This is a genomic window from Specibacter sp. NPDC078692 (assembly GCF_040686835.1).
In the GTDB taxonomy this organism is placed as follows: Bacteria; Actinomycetota; Actinomycetes; order Actinomycetales; family Micrococcaceae; genus Specibacter.
Map to the genome: position 1 here is coordinate 22851 of NZ_JBFBLV010000014.1, position 19859 is coordinate 42709.

General features: G+C 60.0%; 15 protein-coding genes. 11 read left to right on the forward strand and 4 right to left on the reverse strand.

Translation table 11 applies throughout. From position 1 onward, the window contains the following. Nucleotides 1-3: 3 nt before the first annotated feature. The 4 genes from dnaE (at nt 4) to nrdR (ending at nt 6408) form a co-directional block, all read left to right on the forward strand. Entirely contained in the window at nt 4-3570 is a 3567-nt protein-coding gene (dnaE, locus tag AB0O97_RS11255) for a DNA polymerase III subunit alpha (RefSeq protein ID WP_363882540.1), read from the forward strand. 2 nt (nt 3571-3572) lie between these two features. Continuing rightward, complete coding sequence (locus AB0O97_RS11260; RefSeq protein ID WP_363882543.1) at nt 3573-4388, forward strand: hypothetical protein; 816 nt, start codon at nt 3573-3575, stop codon at nt 4386-4388. Nucleotides 4389-4432: 44 nt separating this feature from the next. Further along, a complete protein-coding gene (gene hisD, locus AB0O97_RS11265; RefSeq protein ID WP_363882545.1) occupies nt 4433-5821 on the forward strand; it encodes a histidinol dehydrogenase in 1389 nt (462 codons plus the stop codon). A gap of 104 nt (nt 5822-5925) precedes the next feature. Continuing rightward, nucleotides 5926-6408 carry a transcriptional regulator NrdR gene (nrdR, locus tag AB0O97_RS11270; protein ID WP_363844493.1) on the forward strand — a complete coding sequence of 161 codons (483 nt, stop codon included), beginning with the start codon at nt 5926-5928 and terminating at the stop codon, nt 6406-6408. Nucleotides 6409-6536: 128 nt separating this feature from the next. On the opposite strand, the gene ppgK is transcribed toward nrdR, so the two are convergent. Both ppgK and map read right to left on the reverse strand, forming a co-directional pair. Beyond that, nucleotides 6537-7331, reverse strand: a complete 795-nt coding sequence (gene ppgK, locus AB0O97_RS11275) for a polyphosphate--glucose phosphotransferase (RefSeq protein WP_363844496.1) — start codon at nt 7329-7331, stop codon at nt 6537-6539. Nucleotides 7332-7403: 72 nt separating this feature from the next. After that, a complete protein-coding gene (gene map, locus AB0O97_RS11280; protein ID WP_363882548.1) occupies nt 7404-8282 on the reverse strand; it encodes a type I methionyl aminopeptidase in 879 nt (292 codons plus the stop codon). A 41-nt stretch (nt 8283-8323) separates the two neighbouring features. Between map and AB0O97_RS11285 the strand changes: the two genes are divergently transcribed. Continuing rightward, nucleotides 8324-8542, forward strand: a complete 219-nt coding sequence (locus tag AB0O97_RS11285; protein WP_363882551.1) for an SPOR domain-containing protein — start codon at nt 8324-8326, stop codon at nt 8540-8542. A gap of 253 nt (nt 8543-8795) precedes the next feature. Here the strand turns inward: AB0O97_RS11285 and panB are convergent, their stop codons facing one another. After that, nucleotides 8796-9698: a 3-methyl-2-oxobutanoate hydroxymethyltransferase gene (panB, locus tag AB0O97_RS11290; RefSeq protein WP_363882554.1), complete on the reverse strand. Its 903-nt coding sequence runs from the start codon at nt 9696-9698 to the stop codon at nt 8796-8798. Between the two features lie 158 nt (nt 9699-9856). Between panB and glnA (AB0O97_RS11295) the strand changes: the two genes are divergently transcribed. The 6 genes from glnA (AB0O97_RS11295) to AB0O97_RS11320 all read left to right on the forward strand — a co-directional run bounded on the left by glnA (AB0O97_RS11295) (nt 9857) and on the right by AB0O97_RS11320 (nt 18118). Then, the gene (glnA, locus tag AB0O97_RS11295; protein WP_363882557.1) at nt 9857-11203 is read left to right on the forward strand and encodes a type I glutamate--ammonia ligase; all 1347 of its coding nucleotides are present in this window, start codon (nt 9857-9859) and stop codon (nt 11201-11203) included. A gap of 9 nt (nt 11204-11212) precedes the next feature. Continuing rightward, nucleotides 11213-14362: a bifunctional [glutamine synthetase] adenylyltransferase/[glutamine synthetase]-adenylyl-L-tyrosine phosphorylase gene (locus AB0O97_RS11300; RefSeq protein WP_363882560.1), complete on the forward strand. Its 3150-nt coding sequence runs from the start codon at nt 11213-11215 to the stop codon at nt 14360-14362. Between the two features lie 264 nt (nt 14363-14626). Beyond that, a complete protein-coding gene (locus AB0O97_RS11305; RefSeq protein WP_363882563.1) occupies nt 14627-16054 on the forward strand; it encodes an amino acid ABC transporter substrate-binding protein/permease in 1428 nt (475 codons plus the stop codon). Then, entirely contained in the window at nt 16051-16806 is a 756-nt protein-coding gene (locus AB0O97_RS11310; RefSeq protein ID WP_363882566.1) for an amino acid ABC transporter ATP-binding protein, read from the forward strand. The genes AB0O97_RS11305 and AB0O97_RS11310 overlap by 4 nt, the downstream gene beginning before the upstream one ends. A gap of 111 nt (nt 16807-16917) precedes the next feature. Beyond that, nucleotides 16918-17823, forward strand: a complete 906-nt coding sequence (locus AB0O97_RS11315) for a glutaminase (protein ID WP_363844541.1) — start codon at nt 16918-16920, stop codon at nt 17821-17823. A gap of 109 nt (nt 17824-17932) precedes the next feature. Continuing rightward, nucleotides 17933-18118 carry a CsbD family protein gene (locus AB0O97_RS11320; protein ID WP_363882569.1) on the forward strand — a complete coding sequence of 62 codons (186 nt, stop codon included), beginning with the start codon at nt 17933-17935 and terminating at the stop codon, nt 18116-18118. A gap of 178 nt (nt 18119-18296) precedes the next feature. Here the strand turns inward: AB0O97_RS11320 and glnA (AB0O97_RS11325) are convergent, their stop codons facing one another. Further along, nucleotides 18297-19721 carry a type I glutamate--ammonia ligase gene (gene glnA, locus AB0O97_RS11325; RefSeq protein WP_363844523.1) on the reverse strand — a complete coding sequence of 475 codons (1425 nt, stop codon included), beginning with the start codon at nt 19719-19721 and terminating at the stop codon, nt 18297-18299. Nucleotides 19722-19859 lie beyond the last annotated feature (138 nt).

The window sequence follows — 19859 nt, forward strand, 5'->3', positions numbered from 1 at the left end:
TGGGTGGCTAGCTCATCGACTGACAGTTTTGTTCATCTTCATACGCATACCGAATACTCCATGCTGGACGGTGCAGCGCGCCTGACCGAACTCTTTGACGAGGCCAAGCGGCTGCAAATGCCTGCTCTTGCCACCACGGACCACGGTTACTTGTTTGGCGCTTTCGACTTTTGGAAAAAGGCCACCGACGCCGGCATCAAGCCCATTATTGGTGTGGAAGCTTACGTCACCCCGGGAACGGCCCGCACGGATAAGTCCAGGGTTAAGTGGCGTACCGAGGAGTCGCAAAGGAAGGACGACGTCTCCGGCGGTGGTTTCTACACGCACATGACGCTGCTCAGCTACAACAATGAGGGCATGCGGAACTTGTTCCGGGCCTCCTCGATTGGTTCACTGGATTCGCCCATGGGCAAGTACCCGCGCCTGGACCGGGAACTGCTCAACCAGTACCACCCCGGCCTCATTGCGACCACGGGCTGCCCCTCCGGTGAGGTACAAACACGCTTGCGCTTGGGCCAGTACAACGAGGCTAAGGCTGCCGCCGCTGAATTCCAGGACATCTTCGGCAAGGAAAACTACTTCTGCGAGCTCATGGATCATGGGCTCGATATTGAACGCCGGGTCACCAAGGATCTGCTGCGGCTGGCGAAGGAACTGGATATTCCCCTCGTTGCCACGAACGATTTGCACTACACACACGAACATGACGCCAAGGCCCACGAGGCACTGCTGGCCCTGCAATCGGCGTCGACCTTGACCGAGCCCACGTACGATCAGGGCGGCAAGCGCTTCGCCTTCAGCGGTAGCGGCTACTACCTGAAATCGCCGGCAGAGATGCGTTCGCTGTTCTCCGAATTGCCGGACGCGTGCGATAACACGCTGCTGATTGCCGAACGTTGCGAGGTGTCCTTCAACACCGATGCCAACTACATGCCTAAGTTCCCCTGCCCGCCAGGCGAGGACGAGACCTCCTGGCTGGTCAAGGAAGTGGATGAGGGTCTGCGCTACCGCTACCCGAACGGGATCCCCGATGACGTCCGCAAGCAGGCGGACTACGAGCTGGACGTCATCATTCGCATGGGCTTCCCCGGCTACTTCCTCGTGGTGGCCGACTTCATCAACTGGTCCAAGAGCCAGGGCATCCGTGTAGGCCCCGGCCGTGGTTCTGGTGCCGGTTCCATGGTGGCATACGCCATGCGCATCACCGACCTTGACCCGCTGCGCCATGGCCTGATCTTTGAGCGATTCCTCAACCCTGAACGTGTCTCCATGCCTGACTTTGACGTGGACTTCGATGATCGTCGCCGCCATGAGGTCATCAAATATGTGACCGAAAAGTACGGTGACGAACGTGTTGCCATGATCGTCACTTACGGCTCGATCAAGACCAAGCAGGCGCTGAAGGACTCCTCACGCGTGCTGGGGCACCCCTTCAGCATGGGTGAAATGCTGACCAAGGCGCTGCCACCGGCCGTCATGGCCAAGGACATCCTCCTCAATGACATCGAAAACCCGGAAGCGAAGCGCTACGGCGAGGCCCAAGACTTCCGTAACCTGATCAACACCGATCCCGAAGCCGCCAAAGTCTTCGAACTCTCCAAGGGCTTGGAAGGGCTCAAGCGCCAGTGGGGTGTCCACGCCGCCGGTGTGATCATGAGCTCGGATCCCATCATCGATGTCATCCCGATCATGCGCCGTATCCAAGACGGTCAGGTGATCACCCAGTTCGATTACCCCACCGCTGAAGGCCTGGGGCTGATCAAGATGGACTTCTTGGGGTTGCGAAACCTCACCATCATCACCGACGCGTTGGAGAACATCAAGGACAACAAGGGCATTGACCTGGACCTTGAACGCCTGGAGCTCGACGACGCACCCTCCTATGAGCTCATGGCGCGCGGCGACACGCTGGGCGTTTTCCAGCTCGACGGCGGACCCATGCGCGGTCTGCTCAAGCTCATGCGCCCCGATAACTTTGAAGATATTTCCGCTGTGCTGGCCCTGTACCGGCCCGGCCCCATGGGTGCCGACTCGCATACGAACTATGCGTTGCGTAAGAACGGTCTACAGCCGATCACACCGATTCACCCTGAGTTGGAGGAGCCACTCTCGGAAATTCTGGGCGGTACCTACGGGTTGATCGTGTACCAGGAGCAGGTGATGTCCATTGCGCAGAAGCTGGCCGGCTACTCGCTGGGCCGGGCCGATATTTTGCGCCGTGCCATGGGTAAGAAGAAAAAGTCTGAGCTGGATAAGCAGTACGCGGGCTTCCACCAGGGCATGTTGGACAACGGCTATTCGGATGCCGCCGTCCAAACACTCTGGGCCATCCTGCTCCCGTTCTCCGACTACGCCTTCAACAAGGCCCACTCGGCAGCCTATGGTGTCATCAGTTACTGGACTGCCTATTTGAAGGCCCACCACCCGGCAGAATACATGGCCGCCCTGCTGACCAGCGTGGGTGATGACAAGGACAAGCTGGCGCTGTATCTCAATGAGTGCCGCCGTATGGGAATCACCGTTCTGGCCCCGGACGTCAATGAGTCCGCCTTGAACTTCACCCCTATTGGCAAGGACATACGGTTCGGTATGGGCGCCATCCGCAACGTGGGCGCCAACGTGGTCAACGGTTTGGTAGAGGCCCGTAAGGAGAAGGGGAGCTTTGAGAGTTTCTCCGACTTCCTCATGAAGGTCCCCGCCGTGGTATGTAACAAGCGCACCATTGAATCGCTCATCAAGGCCGGAGCCTTCGACACGCTGGGCCACGCCCGGCGTGCCCTGGCCATGATTCACGAAGAGGCCGTGGACTCGGTCATCGGTATTAAACGCAATGAGGCGGTGGGCCAATTTGACCTCTTTGCCGGCCTGGGTGGGGAAGAAGAGCCCGAATCTGCTCTCATTACAGAGATCCCGGATCTGCCCGAGTGGGAAAAGAAGGACAAGCTGGCGTTTGAACGCGACATGCTGGGGCTCTACGTCTCTGACCACCCGCTGCGCGGGTTGGAAGGGATTCTGAGCCAGAACGCGGACATGTCCATCACCCAGCTCTTGGGCGACGACGGTCCCCAGGACGGGCACATCATGACCATTTCCGGCATGATCACCAACCTCCAGCGCCGCATCGCCAAGAGCAGCGGCAATCCCTACGCCCGCTGCGAGATCGAGGATCTGGGTGGCTCGGTGGAAGTCATGTTCTTCGGCCAGACCTACGGCCCCATCGCCAATGTGTTGGCGGAGGATTTGATTGTGGTGGTGAAGGGACGTCTACAAAAGCGCGACGACGGCGCCATCACCTTGAACGCCATGGAAATGACTGTCCCGGATCTCACCGAAGGCATGTCCGGTCCGCTGGTCATTTCCATGCCGGAGCATAAGGCCAACGAACAGGTCCTCGAGGCGCTGAAATCAGTTCTCAACGATCACCGGGGCAACACCGAAGTGAAGATGCACCTAGCCGGCACCCGTTCCATGAAGGTTATGAAGTTGCCACTGCATCACCGGGTCAATCCCACACCATCGCTCTTCGGTGATCTCAAGGTGCTGCTAGGCCCCAACTGCTTGGAAGGCTGAGAATGACTGACCACGCCGAAGCTGCAACAGCTCCCACGAACACCGAGGCCGTGCCCGTGCCAGCGCCAAAGACTCTGGCGCCTCCGGTTCCCGCTGCCACCACCTTACCCAGCTACCCGGGGTCTTCCGCCGCCGACCCCGAGGGCGCTGGCCCCTCGACCACAGCTCCCTCGGGGCGGCGAGCCGATCGACGTCGCCAGGCAGTCAAGACAAGCAGCACAGATACAGGCGCAGCGCTTAGCACCAAGAATGGGACCGAAGCGGTCGCGGCTAACGCTACAGCCGTCATCTGGCGGAAGTGGCTGGCGGTGACGCTTTCACTGGGCGCCATAATGGGTGCGGCCTGGTTTGTGCTGGCGCCCGGTGGCGCCATCTACGGAGAAGGCACGGACTTTGCCACTTGGTTCCCGCGGGACGCCACATTGGCGGCGCTCATGCTGGTGGCCGGGGTGTTGTCAGCGTTGCTGCTACTGCGTCAGGGCGGCAAGAATCGGCGTGTCTGGGCTTCGGCAACGCCAATGCTGGCTCTGCTCGTCGGCGGGCTCGCCGGATCCGTGCTTGCGTGGCGGATCGGAGTTTTCGCCGGGGACCTCTTCCAAACGGTGCCTGAGAATCTGCCCAGCCCCAGTATGATTTTCTCGCTCCGTTCACCGTCGATGCTTTTGTTGTGGCCCTTGGCTAGTGCTGCTGTGCTGTTTGTGGTCCACTTCATCGGCTATTATTTTGCCCGCCCCCTCGACGGATCCACCGGCCATGCGCCTGACCTCCAACAGCCCAGCGTCGTTGCGGTTGGTGTCCAGCAGGTGGAAGCCCGGTAGTTACGGCGTACCCACCGGCTAACCAACGGGTAAACTTCATTGTTGTGAGCAATCTTGAAACTTCAGCGTCCACAACCTCCACCCCCAGCGAAACTTCCGTGACCCTGCGCCGCATCGATTTGCGCGGGCGAACCTTGAGTCTTGCCGAGCTGAAAAACACCGTTCCTCGAACCGCCGCGTCCGCTGTGACCACGGCCGAGGACGCCGTGAAGGCCATCATTGCCGATGTTCGTCGTGACGGCCATGCGGCCCTGGCCAATCTTGCTCTGAAGTTCGACGGCGTGAGTCAGGAACATCCCCGAGTCCCCACCGCGGCCCTTACGCAGGCGCTGGCCGACTTGGATCCCGCTGTGCGTGCTGCTTTGGAAGAATCCATCGCTCGGGCCAAGATTTTCGCACAGGCCCAGAAGCCCGCAAACGTTGACTACCCCATTGCCGACGGCGCCGTTGTTTCCCAGCACTGGCTGCCGGTCACACGTGTGGGCATGTATGTGCCCGGTGGCCTGGCCCCTCTCGCATCCTCAGTCATCATGAATACGGTTCCTGCACTTGCCGCAGGTGTTCCCTCTGTTGCCCTGGCCTCGCCTCCGCAGCAGAACAATGGTGGCCTGCCGGACAAAACCATCTTGGCGGCCGCCGCACTGCTGGGCATTGGTGAGGTCTACGCCATGGGTGGCGCCCAGGCCATTGCTGCCTTCGCCTACGGTGTAGCAGCTGGCAGTTCAGCTGACGGCGGGGGAGAAGCCATCGAGCCAGTTGATGTTGTCACGGGTCCCGGCAACATCTTCGTCGCTACGGCTAAGCGTCTGGTCAAGGGTGTTGTTGGCATCGACTCTGAGGCCGGAGCCACGGAAATTGCTGTCTTGGCAGATCACACCGCCAACCCTGTTTTTGTTGCCGCTGACCTCATCAGCCAAGCCGAACATGATCCCAACGCCGCCTCGGTATTGGTGACCACATCGCCCGAGCTGGCGGACGCCGTCGAACGTGAATTGGTGGATCAGGTGGCCCGCACAACCCACCGCGAGCGAGTGGAAACGGCACTGGCCGGGGTGCAGTCGGGCATCGTGCTCGTGGATGGTCTAGCTCAGGGTGTGGCGGTCTGCAACGCTTACGCGGCCGAACACCTGGAAGTTGTCACCGAGAACGCCTCGGAGGTGGCGGCGCAGATCACCAATGCCGGGGCCATCTTCGTGGGCGATTACAGCCCTGTGAGTTTGGGTGACTACTGCGCTGGCTCTAATCACGTGTTGCCCACCAGCGGCACGGCAGCGTTCTCCTCGGGGTTGAACGTGACCACGTTCCTACGGGCCGTGCAGCTCATCAACTACAACAAGGATGCCCTGGCCGAAGTTGCCACTCACGTCATCACGCTGTCACAGGCTGAGGGTCTGCCGGCTCACGGCGACGCGGTAGCCATTCGCTTTCCCTAGGGAATTGCTCTAGACAGCGGGGTTGTCGCCGTGGTAATCACACGATTGTAATTCGTTCGGACGAGAAACTAGACTGAAGATGATCCTGACCTGAAGGGGGTTGCATGTATTGTCCATTTTGCCGTAATGCCGATTCCCGAGTGGTAGATTCCAGGCTGTCCGACGATGGCTCCTCCATTCGGCGTCGGCGGCAATGCACGGAGTGCGGACGGCGGTTCAGCACCATGGAAACTGCCAGTCTTTCCGTGAGCAAACGCTCCGGCGTGGCAGAGCCCTTCAGCCGCAGTAAGGTCATCAGTGGCGTGCGCAAGGCCTGCCAGGGGCGGCCTGTCACCGACGATGACCTCGCCAAATTGGCTCAAGAAGTGGAAGAGTCAATCCGTGCCAGCGGTGCGGCTGAGATTGACGCTAATGACGTCGGCTTGGCCATCCTGGCGCCCTTGCGCCGGCTGGATCTGGTGGCCTATCTGCGCTTTGCCAGTGTTTATCAAGCCTTTGAATCACTCGAAGACTTTGAAGCGTCCATTGCCAGCTTACGCAGCGAAGAACAGCAACTTTCCGAGAAGTCGGCCGCGACCGAGCAATAGCGCTAATAGTCTTTTCGTAATAACTATGGGTGTGTGCCCAATCGTGAAGATTGGGCACACACCCATAGTTTTGGAGCTGCTGCAGAGCCGCTAGCTACCCAGTCGAGGCTACTTCGCCAGTGCTGAGGCTACTTCGTCAGTTTGAAGTGCACGGCGGCTTGCAAGGCGCCGCCCACAATGCCGGCGTTATTGGCCAGCTCGGCCGGGATGATCTTGGTACGCAGATCCAGCTGCGGCAAGTAGTCTTCGCTGCGCTTGGAGATGCCGCCACCAATGATGAACAGTTCCGGGGAGAACAAGAACTCCACATGGGAGAAGTAGCGCTGTAGACGAACGGCGTACTCGTCCCAGCTGATGTCGTCACGCTCACGGGCGCTGGCCGAAGCCTTCGTTTCGGCGTCGAAGCCGTCAAGCTCCAGATGGCCCAGTTCCACGTTCGGGATGAGCTTGCCGTTGTAAATGAACGCGGAACCGATACCGGTGCCCAATGTGATGACCAGAACGGTGCCCTTGATGCCCTTGCCAGCGCCGTAGCGGGCTTCAGCCAAGCCTGCAGCGTCGGCGTCGTTCATGACTTGGACGTCGCGTCCCAATTCTTTGGTGAAGATATCATCCACATTGGCATCGATCCAGGACTTGTCCACATTTGCTGCTGAACGGGAGATTCCGTGCGAAACGATGGCCGGGAACGTGATGCCTACCGGGGCGTCCTTGCTGGGAGCGTGTTTGCGTCCGGAGAGCTCATCAACAATCTCCTTGACTACCTTGGCCACCGCCTGCGGGGTGGACGGGTTGGGGGTCGGGATCCGGAAGCGGTCACCTACAACCTCACCTGTATCGAGGTCGACAATGCCGCCCTTGATGCCGGTGCCGCCAATGTCAATGCCAATGACGGTGGTGCGGGAAGAGTGCTTCTTAGTCATGCAGGCTCCAAAGATAGTTGATTTTTAGCGTACAAGTGCCACGGCTGGCGCAGAGATGGTGACCGGGTAATGCTACGGCAGTGTCAGAACTTCTGCACCCGTGGGCGTAACAACCATGGTGTGTTCAAACTGGGCGGTACGCTTACGGTCACGCGTGACCACAGTCCAGTCATCCGCCCACATGTCCCAGTCGATGGTTCCCAAGGTGAGCATGGGTTCGATAGTAAACACCATTCCCTCTTCGAGCACAGTGTTGTAGGCCGGAGCCGCGTCATAATGCGGAATAATCAGACCGGTGTGGAAGGCCTCGCCCACGCCGTGTCCGGTAAAGTCCCGCACAACCCCGTACCCAAAGCGCTTGGCGTAGGACGCGATGGTGCGGCCAATGACGTTGATTTCACGGCCTGGTGCGACGGCGCGGATGGCGCGGTTAAGTGATTCTTGAGTGCGTTCCACCAGCAGCCGGGATTCCTCATCAACATTGCCCACCGTGAACGTCCAGTTCGTGTCACCGTGGACGCCGTTCTTGAAAGCGGTGATGTCAATGTTGATGATGTCGCCGTCTTCCACCACCGTGGTGTCCGGGATGCCGTGGCAGATCACTTCATTGATGGAGGAGCACAATGACTTCGGGAATCCGCGGTAACCCAGTGTGGACGGGTAGGCCTGGTGGTCCAAGAGAAATTCGTGACCCACACGGTCCAACGCATCGGTAGTTACGCCGGGAACAATGTGCTTGCCGACTTCTACAATGGCCTGAGCGGCAATCTTGCTGGAGATGCGGATCTTTTCCAGCGTTTCAGCGTCCTTGACTTCCGAGCCCTTGAACGGTGCCGGACCGGCCTTGCCCACGTATTCGGGGCGGGGGATGGAGGCGGGGACGGCTAACTGCCCACTGATAGTGCCAGGGACCAACTTGCCAATGGGTGCTGAGGTTGCTGTTGAAGACATGCCACCATCCTATAAGTTTTTGCCTGCCGAAAAGTTCTATGATGGCAGCAGTTGCAACATTTGACCCACAAAACCTGGAGGCCGTCATGGCGGAATATTGGTACAACGTCGAAACCCACACGGTAGAGAAGGGCCCACAGTCCGGCTGGAACTCTCTGATCGGTCCCTATGAAACTGCCGAAGAAGCCCAGCAGGCCCTAGCGAAAGTCCAGCAGCGTAACGCCGTTGCCGATGCGCTCGATGAGGACGACGACGAATAGCTCACCTCGTGTTGCTCGCGGCTGCACCGCTGTGTAGTCCGGGCCCACTGTCGGCAGGACCCGTTTGACTCATGTTGGGTGGACCCACGTGGCCACTTTACTTATGCGCACGACACGCCCGGGCGGCTTGCGATACTTTCATTCCACCGCAACCCTGCCGCATCCAGCTCCGCATAATTAAAGTCGAGTGTGTTTATACGTACCTGTAGCTCGGCGCCGTGCGCATAAACCCGAGTCCGTGAGTGCAGACCGCCTAGAAGGTGTGCTCTGGCCCCGGGAAGACGCCGGAACGGACTTCCTCACCATATTCACGGGCGGCATCGGCCAAAATAGTGCGTATCTGGGCGTACTGCTTGACGAACTTGGCCATCTTGCCGGTGCGCAGTCCGGCCATGTCCTGCCACACCAAAACCTGACCCGTGGTGGAGTTTCCTGCACCAATACCAATGGTGGGCACGGAAACTGCGGCTTCCACGGCGGCTGCCGTGTCGGCTGGGACCATTTCCATCAACACACAGAACGCGCCGGCCTCAGCCAAGGCAACGGCGTCGTCAATCATGGTCTGGGCCATCTCGCCCCGGCCCTGAACCCGGTAGCCACCCAGCATGTGTTCGCTCTGCGGGGTGAAACCTATGTGCGCCATGACCGGCACGCCAGCCTGGGTCAGGGCACGCACGGTGGGAGCGTAGTAGGCGCCGCCTTCCATCTTGACGGCGTGCACCAGACCTTCCTTCATGAGGCGCACCGAGGAGGCGATGGCCTGTTCGGGGGACTGTTCGTAGCTGCCGAAGGGAAGATCCGCCACGACCAAGGCACGCTTAGCACCGGCCGTTACGGCGCGGGAGAAGATGATCATCTCATCGAGCGTTATGGGCAGAGAGGTCTCGTTGCCCAGGACGTTGTTCGAGGCGGAGTCGCCCACGAGCAGCACTTCAATGCCAGCTTCGTCAAAAATTTGTGCCGTGTACTGGTCATAGGCAGTCAACATGGCGAATTTTTGGTCCGCCTGTTTTGCCGCGAGCAGGTGGTGGGTTCGGACCTTGGCCGCAGTGGCTGGAACGCCGCCAATGGCTGCGCTCCGGGCAGCTGCGCCAGAACCGTAGGGGGCCGCGATCTCTGCGGACACGGGGGAGTCAGGGTTGCTTGTGGGTGACATAGGCACCAGCTTATTACGATTCGACGCGCGGGTTGGGCACAGCGCGCCACACTAGTTAGTAGAGTGAACTCTGCAGGCACTACACCTGCCGCAATCCCGTCCACCGCCTGCCCTCAAATGGAGCCAGGGGTGTTGATGTCATAGGAAGAGGCCCGTACATGAACCGTCAACAGGAATTTGTGCTGCGCACCATTGAAGAGCGCGATGTCCGGTTTGTGCGCCTGTGGTTCACTGACGTGGTGGGCAGCCTTAAATCAGTGGCGTTGGCCCCGGCCGAAGTGGAAGGCGCCTTTGAAGAGGGCTTGGGTTTTGACGGCTCAGCCATCGAAGGCTTGGCACGAATCTTTGAGTCGGACATGCTGGCGCAGCCGGACCCCTCCACCTTCCAGATCCTGCCGTGGCGTGGAAACGGGAAATCGGAACAGACCTCACGCATGTTCTGTGATGTGCTCACCCCCGACGGCGAACCATCCGCAGCCGATCCGCGCAACGTCCTCAAGCGCACTTTGGCCAAAGCCTCTGACATGGGCTTCACGTGCTACACCCACCCTGAGATTGAGTTCTACCTACTGAAGTCTGACCGGCCCGGACCTGATGGCATTCCCGTCCCCGTGGACCAGGCCGGCTACTTTGACCACGTCCCAGGTGGCGTTGCCCAGGACTTCCGGCGCACAGCTGTCACCATGCTCGAAGACGTGGGAATCTCCGTCGAGTTCAGCCACCACGAAGGCGGCCCCGGCCAGAATGAGATCGATCTGCGCTACGCCGATGCGTTGCAGACTGCCGATAACATCATGACGTTCCGCACTGTGATCCGGGAAGTTGCCATCCAGCAGGGCACCTACGCCACGTTCATGCCGAAGCCGTTCTCCGACCACCCCGGCTCCGGCATGCACACCCACTTTTCCCTCTTTGAAGGCGACACGAACGCTTTCTACGATCCCAGCGCCGAATTCCAGTTGTCCCAAACGGCCCGCCAGTTCATGGCCGGAATCTTGAAGCACGCGCCGGAATTCACCGCCGTGACCAACCAGTTCGTCAACTCCTACAAGCGCCTTTGGGGTGGGGGAGAGGCCCCCAGCTACGTGTCCTGGGGTCACAACAACCGCTCGGCTCTCATGCGGGTGCCGCTGTACAAGCCGGGTAAGGGCCAAGCCGCACGGCTGGAATACCGGGGCATCGACTCGGCAGCCAACCCGTACCTTGCCTACGCGGTGCTGCTCGGCGCCGGGCTCAAAGGCATTGAAGAAGGCTATGAACTTCCCGCGGCAGCCGTGGAGGACATCAGCGCGCTGACCAGTGCAGAACGCCGCCTGATGGGCCACGATCCGCTACCCTCCAGCCTCCACGATGCCGTGCGTCAAATGGAAGAATCCGAGTTCATGCCCGAGATCCTGGGCGAGCAGGTGTTTGAAAACTTCCTCCGCAACAAGCGCGCCGAGTGGCAGGAATACCGCCTCCAAGTCACACCCTATGAAATCAACCGCTACCTGGGGGTGCTCTAACCAACTGCTATGAGCTCCCTGACGCGCACCCTGATCTCCCGTGGCTTCTCCGACCTTGAAACCTGTGAGAGGTTCCTAGGTTTCACCGAACTTGCAGACGTGGACCAAGCCGAGTTGCTCGATGCCTTGGCCATTGCCGACAACCCGGACATGGCCCTGCAATCGCTGGTGCGCCTGCTGAGCGCAGTTCCAGCCAGCCGGGGCCTGCTGGCGATAACGGATCCAAAAACGGGTGCACGGGTCTCTAACGATTCGCTGTTTAGGTTGTTGGGTGCCTCAGAGGCGTTGGCAGAATTCTTGATGCGCCACCCGGAGCATCTGGAGGTGGTGGATCCGGGGGCTGCGTCCAGTCCAGCAATCTCTGGAGCTGAGGAACTGCGCGCCTCGCTGCTGCGCGCGGTGGGTGCGGACCCGGCGTCGAACCGTCCCGTGGCGGCGGTGACCGGCACCGAGGCGCGGATCGCGCTTCGCACCCAATACCGCAGGCATCTGTGCGAGCTGGCGTTACGCGACTTGGCTGCGCCCTCGCCCATGGCGGCGATGCCGCAGGTCGGTGCTGAGCTGGCCGATTTGGCCGCTGCCGCCCTTGACGGCGCCCTGGCCGTGGCTCGGTGCGAAGTTGGCGCGAGCATGGGGGTGGAAAAAGTTGCCGCGTTGCGCCTAGCCGTGTTGGGGATGGGTAAATGCGGGGCCCGGGAACTGAACTATATTTCCGACGTCGACGTCATGTACGTGGTGGCTCTGGACAGTGAGCCCGAGCCGTTGCCTGAGAGTCAGAACGCGCCCGACGCCGGTGAAGGTGCCGAAGGTGCCGCCGGCGGCCCTGCCACTAGAGTGGCCGCCGCTAGCACTGCCGTCAGCTTGGATGAGGGCGAGGCTGTTCGGATAGGCAATGCCTTGGCGGGAGCCATTTCTCGCACCATCTATGCCCCCGAAAGGGAGCCTGGCCTGTGGGAAGTTGATGCCAATCTGCGTCCCGAAGGTAAAGATGGTCAGCTGGTGCGCACGCTCGATTCCTACTTGGCCTACTATCACCGATGGGCGCAAAGCTGGGAGTTTCAGGCTCTGCTGAAGGCTCGTGCCATTGCCGGGGATCGATCGCTGGGGCAGGATTTTGAGAAGGCTGTGGAGCCTCTGATTTGGAACTCCTCCGAACGGGACGGCTTTGTAGAGTCCGTGCAGGCCATGCGCCGGCGCGTGACAGCGAGCATCCGTGACGCCGATGCCGAGCGCCAGATTAAACTGGGCAAGGGCGGCCTGCGTGACGTTGAATTTACTGTTCAGCTTTTGCAATTGGTGCATGGGAAAACTGACCCCACGGTCCGGTTGCGAGCCACTACGGACGCGATCGAGGCGCTGACCATGGCCGGCTACATTGGCCGCACCGATGCCGCGCTGCTACTCAATCACTACACGTATTTGCGCGTACTTGAACACCGAATCCAGCTGGTGCAGATGCGCCGCACGCACACCATGCCAACGGCGCCGGAGCAGTTACGAGCCCTCGCCAGAGCCTTGGAGGGGCCCTTGAGCATGAAGCGGCCCAGCGCCGATTCCCTCGAGGCCGACTGGAGCAAGGTCAAACGATCTGTACGGTCCCTGCACGAACAAATTTTCTACCGCCCCATCCTGGCGACGGCCGCTAATCTCAGCGCGGCGGATGCCGCTCTGACCTCCGACGCCGCCCGGGCGCGTTTGGCCGCGCTCGGATACCGGGATACGGCTGGAGCCGTGCGCCATATTGAAGCCCTCACCGCGGGGGTTAGTCGTCGTGCTGCCCTGCAGCGCCAACTCTTGCCTGTCCTGCTCGGCTGGCTGGCTGACGGTGTAGACCCCGACGCCGGACTCCTCGCCTTCCGCCGCGTCAGTGACGCTTTAGGCACCTCCCACTGGTACTTGGGCATGCTGCGTGACCACCAAGCCGCAGCCGAACGACTGTGTCATCTGCTCTCAAGTTCACGGTTGGTCAGTGACTTGTTAGAGGTTTCCCCGGAGGCGACTGCCTGGTTGGGCAACTCACGGGAATTGGTTCCGTTGAGCTTTGAAGCTCAGTGGACGGAAATTCGCTCGAAATTGGGCCGCCATAGTGACTCCGGTGACGCGATTCGGTTGCTGCGTCTGCTGCGGCAGCGCGAGATTCTGCGCATTGGCATTGCCGACAGTTCGGGCCTGCTGGAACAAGACCAAGTCTCGGAGGCCCTCAGCGACGCCGATCGGGCCGCGGTCCTGGGTGCGCTGATGATCGCTGAGACAGCCGTCTACGCGGACTCCCAACCGCTCACCAACGTGCTTGTGGTGGCCATGGGGCGCCAAGGTGGGCGAGAGATTGGCTACGGCTCCGACGCAGATGTGCTCTTTGTGCACCAGCCGGTACCGGGCCTGGCCGATGAGCTCATGGATGCTGCGAATCAGCAGGCCAAGGCCATTGTGCAGAAATTGACCTCGCTGCTTACCTCCCCGGTCCGCCCAGCCATCCAGGCAGAACGTGTCCTGAGCATTGATGCGGACTTGCGCCCTGAAGGCCGCAACGGGCCGCTGGTCCGTTCGCTGGATGCTTACACCGAGTACTACAGCCGCTGGTCTTCGGCGTGGGAGGCACAGGCCCTGCTGCGAGCACGTCCCCTCGCCGGCTCTGACAAGCTAGCCGAGGATTTCGTGGCCATGGCAGATCCGGTTCGCTACCCGGTCAGACTTTCCGAAGAGGATCAACGCGAGATCAAACGGATTAAGGCCCGCATGGAAGGTGAACGGCTGCCCCGCGGAGCCGATCCTGCTCGGCACGTGAAGTTGGGTCGTGGTGGGCTCAGCGACGTCGAGTGGTTGGTGCAGTTCTGGCAGCTCCAACACGCCCATGAACATGAGTCGTTGAGGACCACTCAGACACTGCCAGCGCTGGAAGCAGCCCGCGTCTTGGGGCTTGTTGAGGATGAAGATGCAGCCGTCTTGGAGGGCGCGTGGCGCCTCGCTGGAAAAATCCGCAACGCCAATGTCATGTGGACGGGGAAGAATTCTGATCTACTGCCGTCTGCCCGGCATGACTTGGAAGCGGTGGCCCGATGGTGCGGCTATGAACCTGGCCAGGCTGCTGCCTTCGAGGAAGATTATCTTGGCCTGACGCGCAGGGCCCGAGCGGTTTTTGAGCGGCTGTATTACGGCTAATTGGAGCCGCCCTGGAGCCGCCTTGGAGCCGCCTTGGAGCCGTAATGAGTGATCTGGAATTGGTGCTCTGCGGCTGGAACTGATACACAATCGTGACTGATCTCGCATCCTTGGACTAAAAGCTGTACCGTCGAGAGGTACTTCAAACGCCCCGAGAGGGGCGCGACACCGTTGCGAGGGAAATCTATGCTCAGGCTTTCACCCCTACGGCGGCGCAGTGGCGGCAAATTTGCCGCCCTCGCCGCCCTTTTTACCGTTTTGTTCATGTTGTTCGGGATCGGTGGCGCCTCAGCGTTGAGTGTGCCCAGCCCGGCCTCCGTGAACTCCGTAGTTCAGCACGCCGATGTGAACGGCAAGAAGTTCGCGATTGCCACGGACACCACCTTTGCCCCATTCGAATTCCGCGATAGCAGCGGAAACCTCGTTGGCATTGATATGGACTTGATCCAGGCCATCGCCAAGAACCAGGGCTTCGAAGTGGACATCAAGTCACTCGGCTTTGACGCGGCACTGCAGGCTCTGCAGTCAAACCAGGTGGCAGGGGTCATCGCTGGTATGTCCATCACCGATGAGCGCAAGAACATCTTCGATTTCTCCGCCCCGTACTTTGACTCCGGCGTACAAATGGCCGTGGCTAAGAACGATCAAGAGATCAAGACCTACGCCGACCTCAAGGGCAGGACCGTCACCGCCAAGCGCGGCAGTGAAGGCGAAACCTTCGCCAACTCCATCAAGGCGGAGTACGGTTTCACGGTTAAGGCCCTTGCCGATTCGGCCACCATGTACGACGACGTCAAGGCTGGCAACTCGGTTGCTGTGTTTGACGATTACCCGGTGCTTGCCTACGGCGTGAGCCAGAACAACGGCCTGAAAATTGTCACCGACAAGGAACAGGGTAGCTCCTACGGCTTCGCCGTCAACAAGGGGCAGAACGCAGAACTGCTGGCCGCCTTTGACACCGGTTTGGCTGAGCTCAAGGCCAACGGCGAGTACGACGCGATCCTGGATAAGTACCTAGCCAAGACCGAAACTGTCGAGCAAGGAAGCTTCTTCCAGCTCGTGAAGGACAGCTTCCCCGCACTCATGAAGGGCCTCTGGCTGACCATGGTCGCCACCGTCCTTTCACTGGCTATCGCCCTTGTCTTGGGCGTCATCTTCGGTTTCTTCAAGGTCGCCGAAAACAAGCTTCTACGCGGGATTGCCAGCACCTATGTGGCCATCTTCCGTGGCACCCCCTTGCTGGTTCAGGCGTTCTTCTTCTACTTCGGTCTGCCGCAGATGACGGGTCAGCCGCTCGACGTCCTCACCGCCGGTGTGATCACCTTGAGCCTTAACGCTGGTGCCTACATGACTGAAATTGTCCGTGGCGGCATTCAGTCCGTGGACACCGGCCAGCTCGAAGCCAGCCGCAGCCTGGGCCTGAGCTACGTCACCTCCATGCGCCGTGTAGTGGTGCCGCAAGCGGTAAAGATCATGACGCCGTCGTTCATCAACCAGTTCGTCATCACCTTGAAGGACACCTCCTTGCTGGCCGTTATTGGCTTCGCGGAATTGACCTACCAAGGCCAGCAGATTTACGCGTCCAACTTCCGTACGGGTGAAACACTGTTGATCGTGGCGGCGTTGTACTTCATCGTGATCTCCATCTTGACCCAGCTTTCCAACGTCCTTGACAGGAAGTTCAACAAATGAGCGAAACCAGTGCAAAAGTGAAAAAAGCGAAAATCAGTGTCCGCGACCTGAAGAAAACCTTCGGCTCCAATGAGGTTCTCAAGGGCCTTGACGTGGACGTTGCCGAGGGCGAGGTCGTGTGTGTCATTGGGCCCTCGGGTTCGGGTAAATCCACGTTCCTGCGCTGCCTGAACAAGCTCGAGGACATCACCGCCGGAACGGTCACCGTCAACGGCTTCGACCTCACCGATGCAAAGGTGGATCTGAACGCCGTGCGCCAAAACATTGGCATGGTGTTCCAGCACTTCAACTTGTTCCCGCACATGACGGTGCTCCAGAACATCATGTTGGCTCCGGTTGAGCTGAAGAAACTGGACAAGGCTGGTGCCCGAGCCAAGGGTATGGAACTGCTCAAGCGCGTGGGCCTGGAGGAAAAGGCCGATGCCCGTCCGGCGTCGCTCTCGGGTGGTCAGAAGCAGCGTGTGGCCATTGCCCGCGCGCTGGCCATGAACCCCGGCATCATGCTCTTTGACGAGGCCACCAGCGCCCTTGACCCCGAGATGGTGGGCGAGGTGTTGCAGGTTATCCGCGACCTCGCCGCCGAGGGCATGACCATGGTTGTGGTCACGCACGAGATGGGCTTCGCCCGTGAGGTAGCCGACCGTGTGATCTTCATGGACGCCGGCTACATCTGTGAAGAGGGCACCCCGGAGGCCATCTTCACCAACGCGCAGCAGCCGCGACTCCAAGAGTTCCTCGCCAAGGTTCTCTAGCTTTATCAGTGGGAAGGGCGGCGGCTATGAAGCTGCCGCCCTTTTTCCTTGAGCACATTTTTTCTCAGAAGTACGACGGCGGCACGACAGTTGGGAGCGCGGGTGGAGGATATGCAGGGGATCCTGGATGAGATCGTTGAGCATGTGACGCCCTTGAGCGGACAGGGCTCAGTGGCCGGGTACATTCCTAGTTTGGGTGAGGTCGACCCGAGACAGTTTGGCATTTGCGTGGCCATGGCCGACGGTGAGGTCTATGGGGCGGGGGACTGGCAGAAGTCGTTTTCCATTCAGAGTATTTCGAAGGTATTCTCGCTTGCTTTGGTCATGTCTTACGATTACGACTCAATCTGGAAGCGCGTTTTCCGGGAACCGTCGGGAACGCCCTTCAACTCCATGCTGCAGTTGGAGGCAGACGGTGGCATTCCCCGGAATCCGTTCATCAACGCCGGTGCGCTGGTGGTTACGGACAGGTTGTTGACACTGACGGGGGACGCGGCAGCCTCCATTCGTGGTCTACTGCGTCTGGAGTCTGGCAACCCCACCATTGATATTGACGCGGAAGTGGCAAAGTCTGAGGCTGATCACGGTCATCGCAACGCGTCCATGGCGCATCTCTTGGCTAGCTACGGGAACCTCGAGAATCCTGTTGACGAGGTGCTAGAGAGCTATTTCAAGCAGTGTGCCCTGGCGATGAGCTGTGAGGACCTGGCCAAAGCCTCGCTCTTCTTGGCCCGCCACGGAGTCGCAGCGGGTGGGTCACCGTTCTTGAGTCCTAATCAGAGCAAGCGCGTGAACGCGGTGATGCTCACTTGCGGTACGTACGATGCTGCGGGGGAGTTCGCCTACCGGGTGGGTCTGCCGGGTAAGAGCGGTGTAGGTGGTGGCATCGTCGCCATCGTCCCGGGCCGCTGTTCTGTCTCGGTGTGGGGTCCGGCGCTGGGTCCCAACGGTAACTCCGTGGCCGGTATAGCGGCGCTGGATGAATTCACTGCCAAGACCGGTTGGTCCATCTTCTAGGGCATGGATGCTTGTGGTACATCGGTAGTCGCGGTTCTCAGGAAACACTCAGCTTATGTTTGTAGCGTGAAAAACGTAACCCGTTGGATTCATATTGAAGGAGGTCCTCATGGGACTCGGAGATAAGATCAGCAACAAGGCACAGGAAATGACTGGCAAGACCAAGGAAGCCGTTGGCGATGCTGTGAACAACGAGAAGCTTCAGGCCGAGGGCGCAGCCGATCAGGCCGCTGCGAAGGCAAAGCAGGCCGGCGAGCACGTCAAGGACGCTGCCAAGGACGTTTTCGGCAACTAACTCAATGAGTTTTTGAACCAGAGTTTAACTACTGCGGGGCCGGAACATAATGTTCCGGCCCCGCAGTAGTTAAAGAGTGGCTTGTCCAGATGGTGGGCACACGCTGACGCGTTGGGCCCACACGCCCCAGATCCTGATACATCGCTTCAGCGGTCTATCAGGATCCGGGGAGTGGGGACTAGCAGCCGTAATAGAGCTCGAACTCGTAGGGGTTCGGGCGCAGCTGCAGCGGCTTGATTTCGTTCTCGCGCTTGTACTCGATCCAGGTGTCGATCAGGTCCTGGGTGAAGACGCCGCCGGCCTGCAGGAACTCGTTGTCGTTTTCGAGGGCAATCAGTGCCTCGTCGAGTGATTCCGGAGCCTTCGGGATGTCCTTGGCCTCTTCCGGGGGCAGCTCGTAGAGGTCCTTGTCGATGGGGGCCGGGGGTTCGATCCGGTTCTTGATGCCGTCAAGGCCGGCCATCAGCTGAGCTGCGAAGGCCAAGTAGGGGTTGGAAGAGGGGTCCGGTGCGCGGAACTCGAGGCGCTTGGCCTTCGGGTTGGAACCGGTGATCGGGATGCGGATACCGGCGGAGCGGTTACCCTGCGAGTAGACCATGTTCACGGGAGCTTCGAAGCCCTTGACCAAACGGCGGTAGGAGTTCACCGTCGGGTTGGTGAAAGCCAGTACGGCGTCGGCGTGCTTGAGCAGACCGCCAATGTACCAGCGGGCCATGTCAGAGAGTCCTGCGTAGCCCTTCTCGTCGTAGAACAGCGGGTCTCCGCCGGTCCACAGTGACTGGTGGCAGTGCATGCCGGAACCGTTGTCGCCGAAGACGGGCTTGGGCATGAACGTCACTGACTTACCCCAGGCCCAGGCGGTGTTCTTGATGACGTACTTGAACTTCTGCATGTCATCGGCCGCGTGTGTGAGCGTGTTGAACTTGTAGTTGATCTCTGCCTGACCGGCCGCGCCAACTTCGTGGTGGGAGCGCTCGACCTCAAGGCCGACTGCATCCATTTCAAGGCACATGGCATCGCGCAGATCGGCCTGGTGGTCAATCGGGGCAACCGGGAAGTAGCCGCCCTTCTGAGGGGTCTTGTAGCCGAGGTTGCCGCCTTCTTCCTTGCGCCCGGTGTTCCAGTAGGCCTCTTCGGAGTCGATCTTATAGAAGGAGCCCTGAGGGGAAGATTCGTACTGAATGTTGTCGAAGACAAAGAACTCGGCTTCGGCGCCGAAGAAGGCGGTGTCGGCAATGCCGGTGGAAGCCAAGTAGGCCTCGGCCTTTTCGGCCACGCCGCGAGGATCGCGGTGGTAGGGGTCCCCGGTGCGCGGGTTGACGATGGAGAAGTTCAACGCCAGGGTCTTTTCCTTGCGGAAAGCGTCGACGAATGCCGTCTTGGGATCCGGGATCAGCTGCATATCCGACTCGGCGATGCCCTGGAACCCGCGGATGGAGGAGCCATCGAACAGCTGGCCGTTGACGAAGAAGTCAAGGTCGACGGTCTTGGCCGGGACATTGAAGTGCTGCTGGACTCCTGGCAGGTCGGTGAATCGGATGTCGACGAACTTGACGTCTTCATCTTTGATGAACTGGAGTACTTCTTCGGCGTTCTTGAACATCTACGCTCCTTGGCGCTGGGGGTTTTGGCCGGCTTGGTGCGACCGTGGTGCATGTCTAACTGGCATAAGCCTAGAACCACGCCATTACTCAACAGTGTCAGAAATGTTTCCGGCATGTTACAACCCGTCTGGCGATGC

Bases quoted from the DNA above. Each gene is read 5' to 3' on its own strand.
- AB0O97_RS11260 (WP_363882543.1), top strand. From the start codon at position 3,573: ATGACTGACCACGCCGAAGCTGCAACAGCTCCCACGAACACCGAGGCC.
- nrdR (WP_363844493.1), top strand. From the start codon at position 5,926: ATGTATTGTCCATTTTGCCGTAATGCCGATTCCCGAGTGGTAGATTCC.
- ppgK (WP_363844496.1), bottom strand. From the start codon at position 7,331: ATGACTAAGAAGCACTCTTCCCGCACCACCGTCATTGGCATTGACATT.
- map (WP_363882548.1), bottom strand. From the start codon at position 8,282: ATGTCTTCAACAGCAACCTCAGCACCCATTGGCAAGTTGGTCCCTGGC.
- AB0O97_RS11285 (WP_363882551.1), top strand. From the start codon at position 8,324: ATGGCAGCAGTTGCAACATTTGACCCACAAAACCTGGAGGCCGTCATG.
- panB (WP_363882554.1), bottom strand. From the start codon at position 9,698: ATGTCACCCACAAGCAACCCTGACTCCCCCGTGTCCGCAGAGATCGCG.
- glnA (WP_363882557.1), top strand. From the start codon at position 9,857: ATGAACCGTCAACAGGAATTTGTGCTGCGCACCATTGAAGAGCGCGAT.
- AB0O97_RS11300 (WP_363882560.1), top strand. From the start codon at position 11,213: ATGAGCTCCCTGACGCGCACCCTGATCTCCCGTGGCTTCTCCGACCTT.
- AB0O97_RS11305 (WP_363882563.1), top strand. From the start codon at position 14,627: ATGTTGTTCGGGATCGGTGGCGCCTCAGCGTTGAGTGTGCCCAGCCCG.
- AB0O97_RS11310 (WP_363882566.1), top strand. From the start codon at position 16,051: ATGAGCGAAACCAGTGCAAAAGTGAAAAAAGCGAAAATCAGTGTCCGC.
- AB0O97_RS11315 (WP_363844541.1), top strand. From the start codon at position 16,918: ATGCAGGGGATCCTGGATGAGATCGTTGAGCATGTGACGCCCTTGAGC.
- AB0O97_RS11320 (WP_363882569.1), top strand. From the start codon at position 17,933: ATGGGACTCGGAGATAAGATCAGCAACAAGGCACAGGAAATGACTGGC.
- glnA (WP_363844523.1), bottom strand. From the start codon at position 19,721: ATGTTCAAGAACGCCGAAGAAGTACTCCAGTTCATCAAAGATGAAGAC.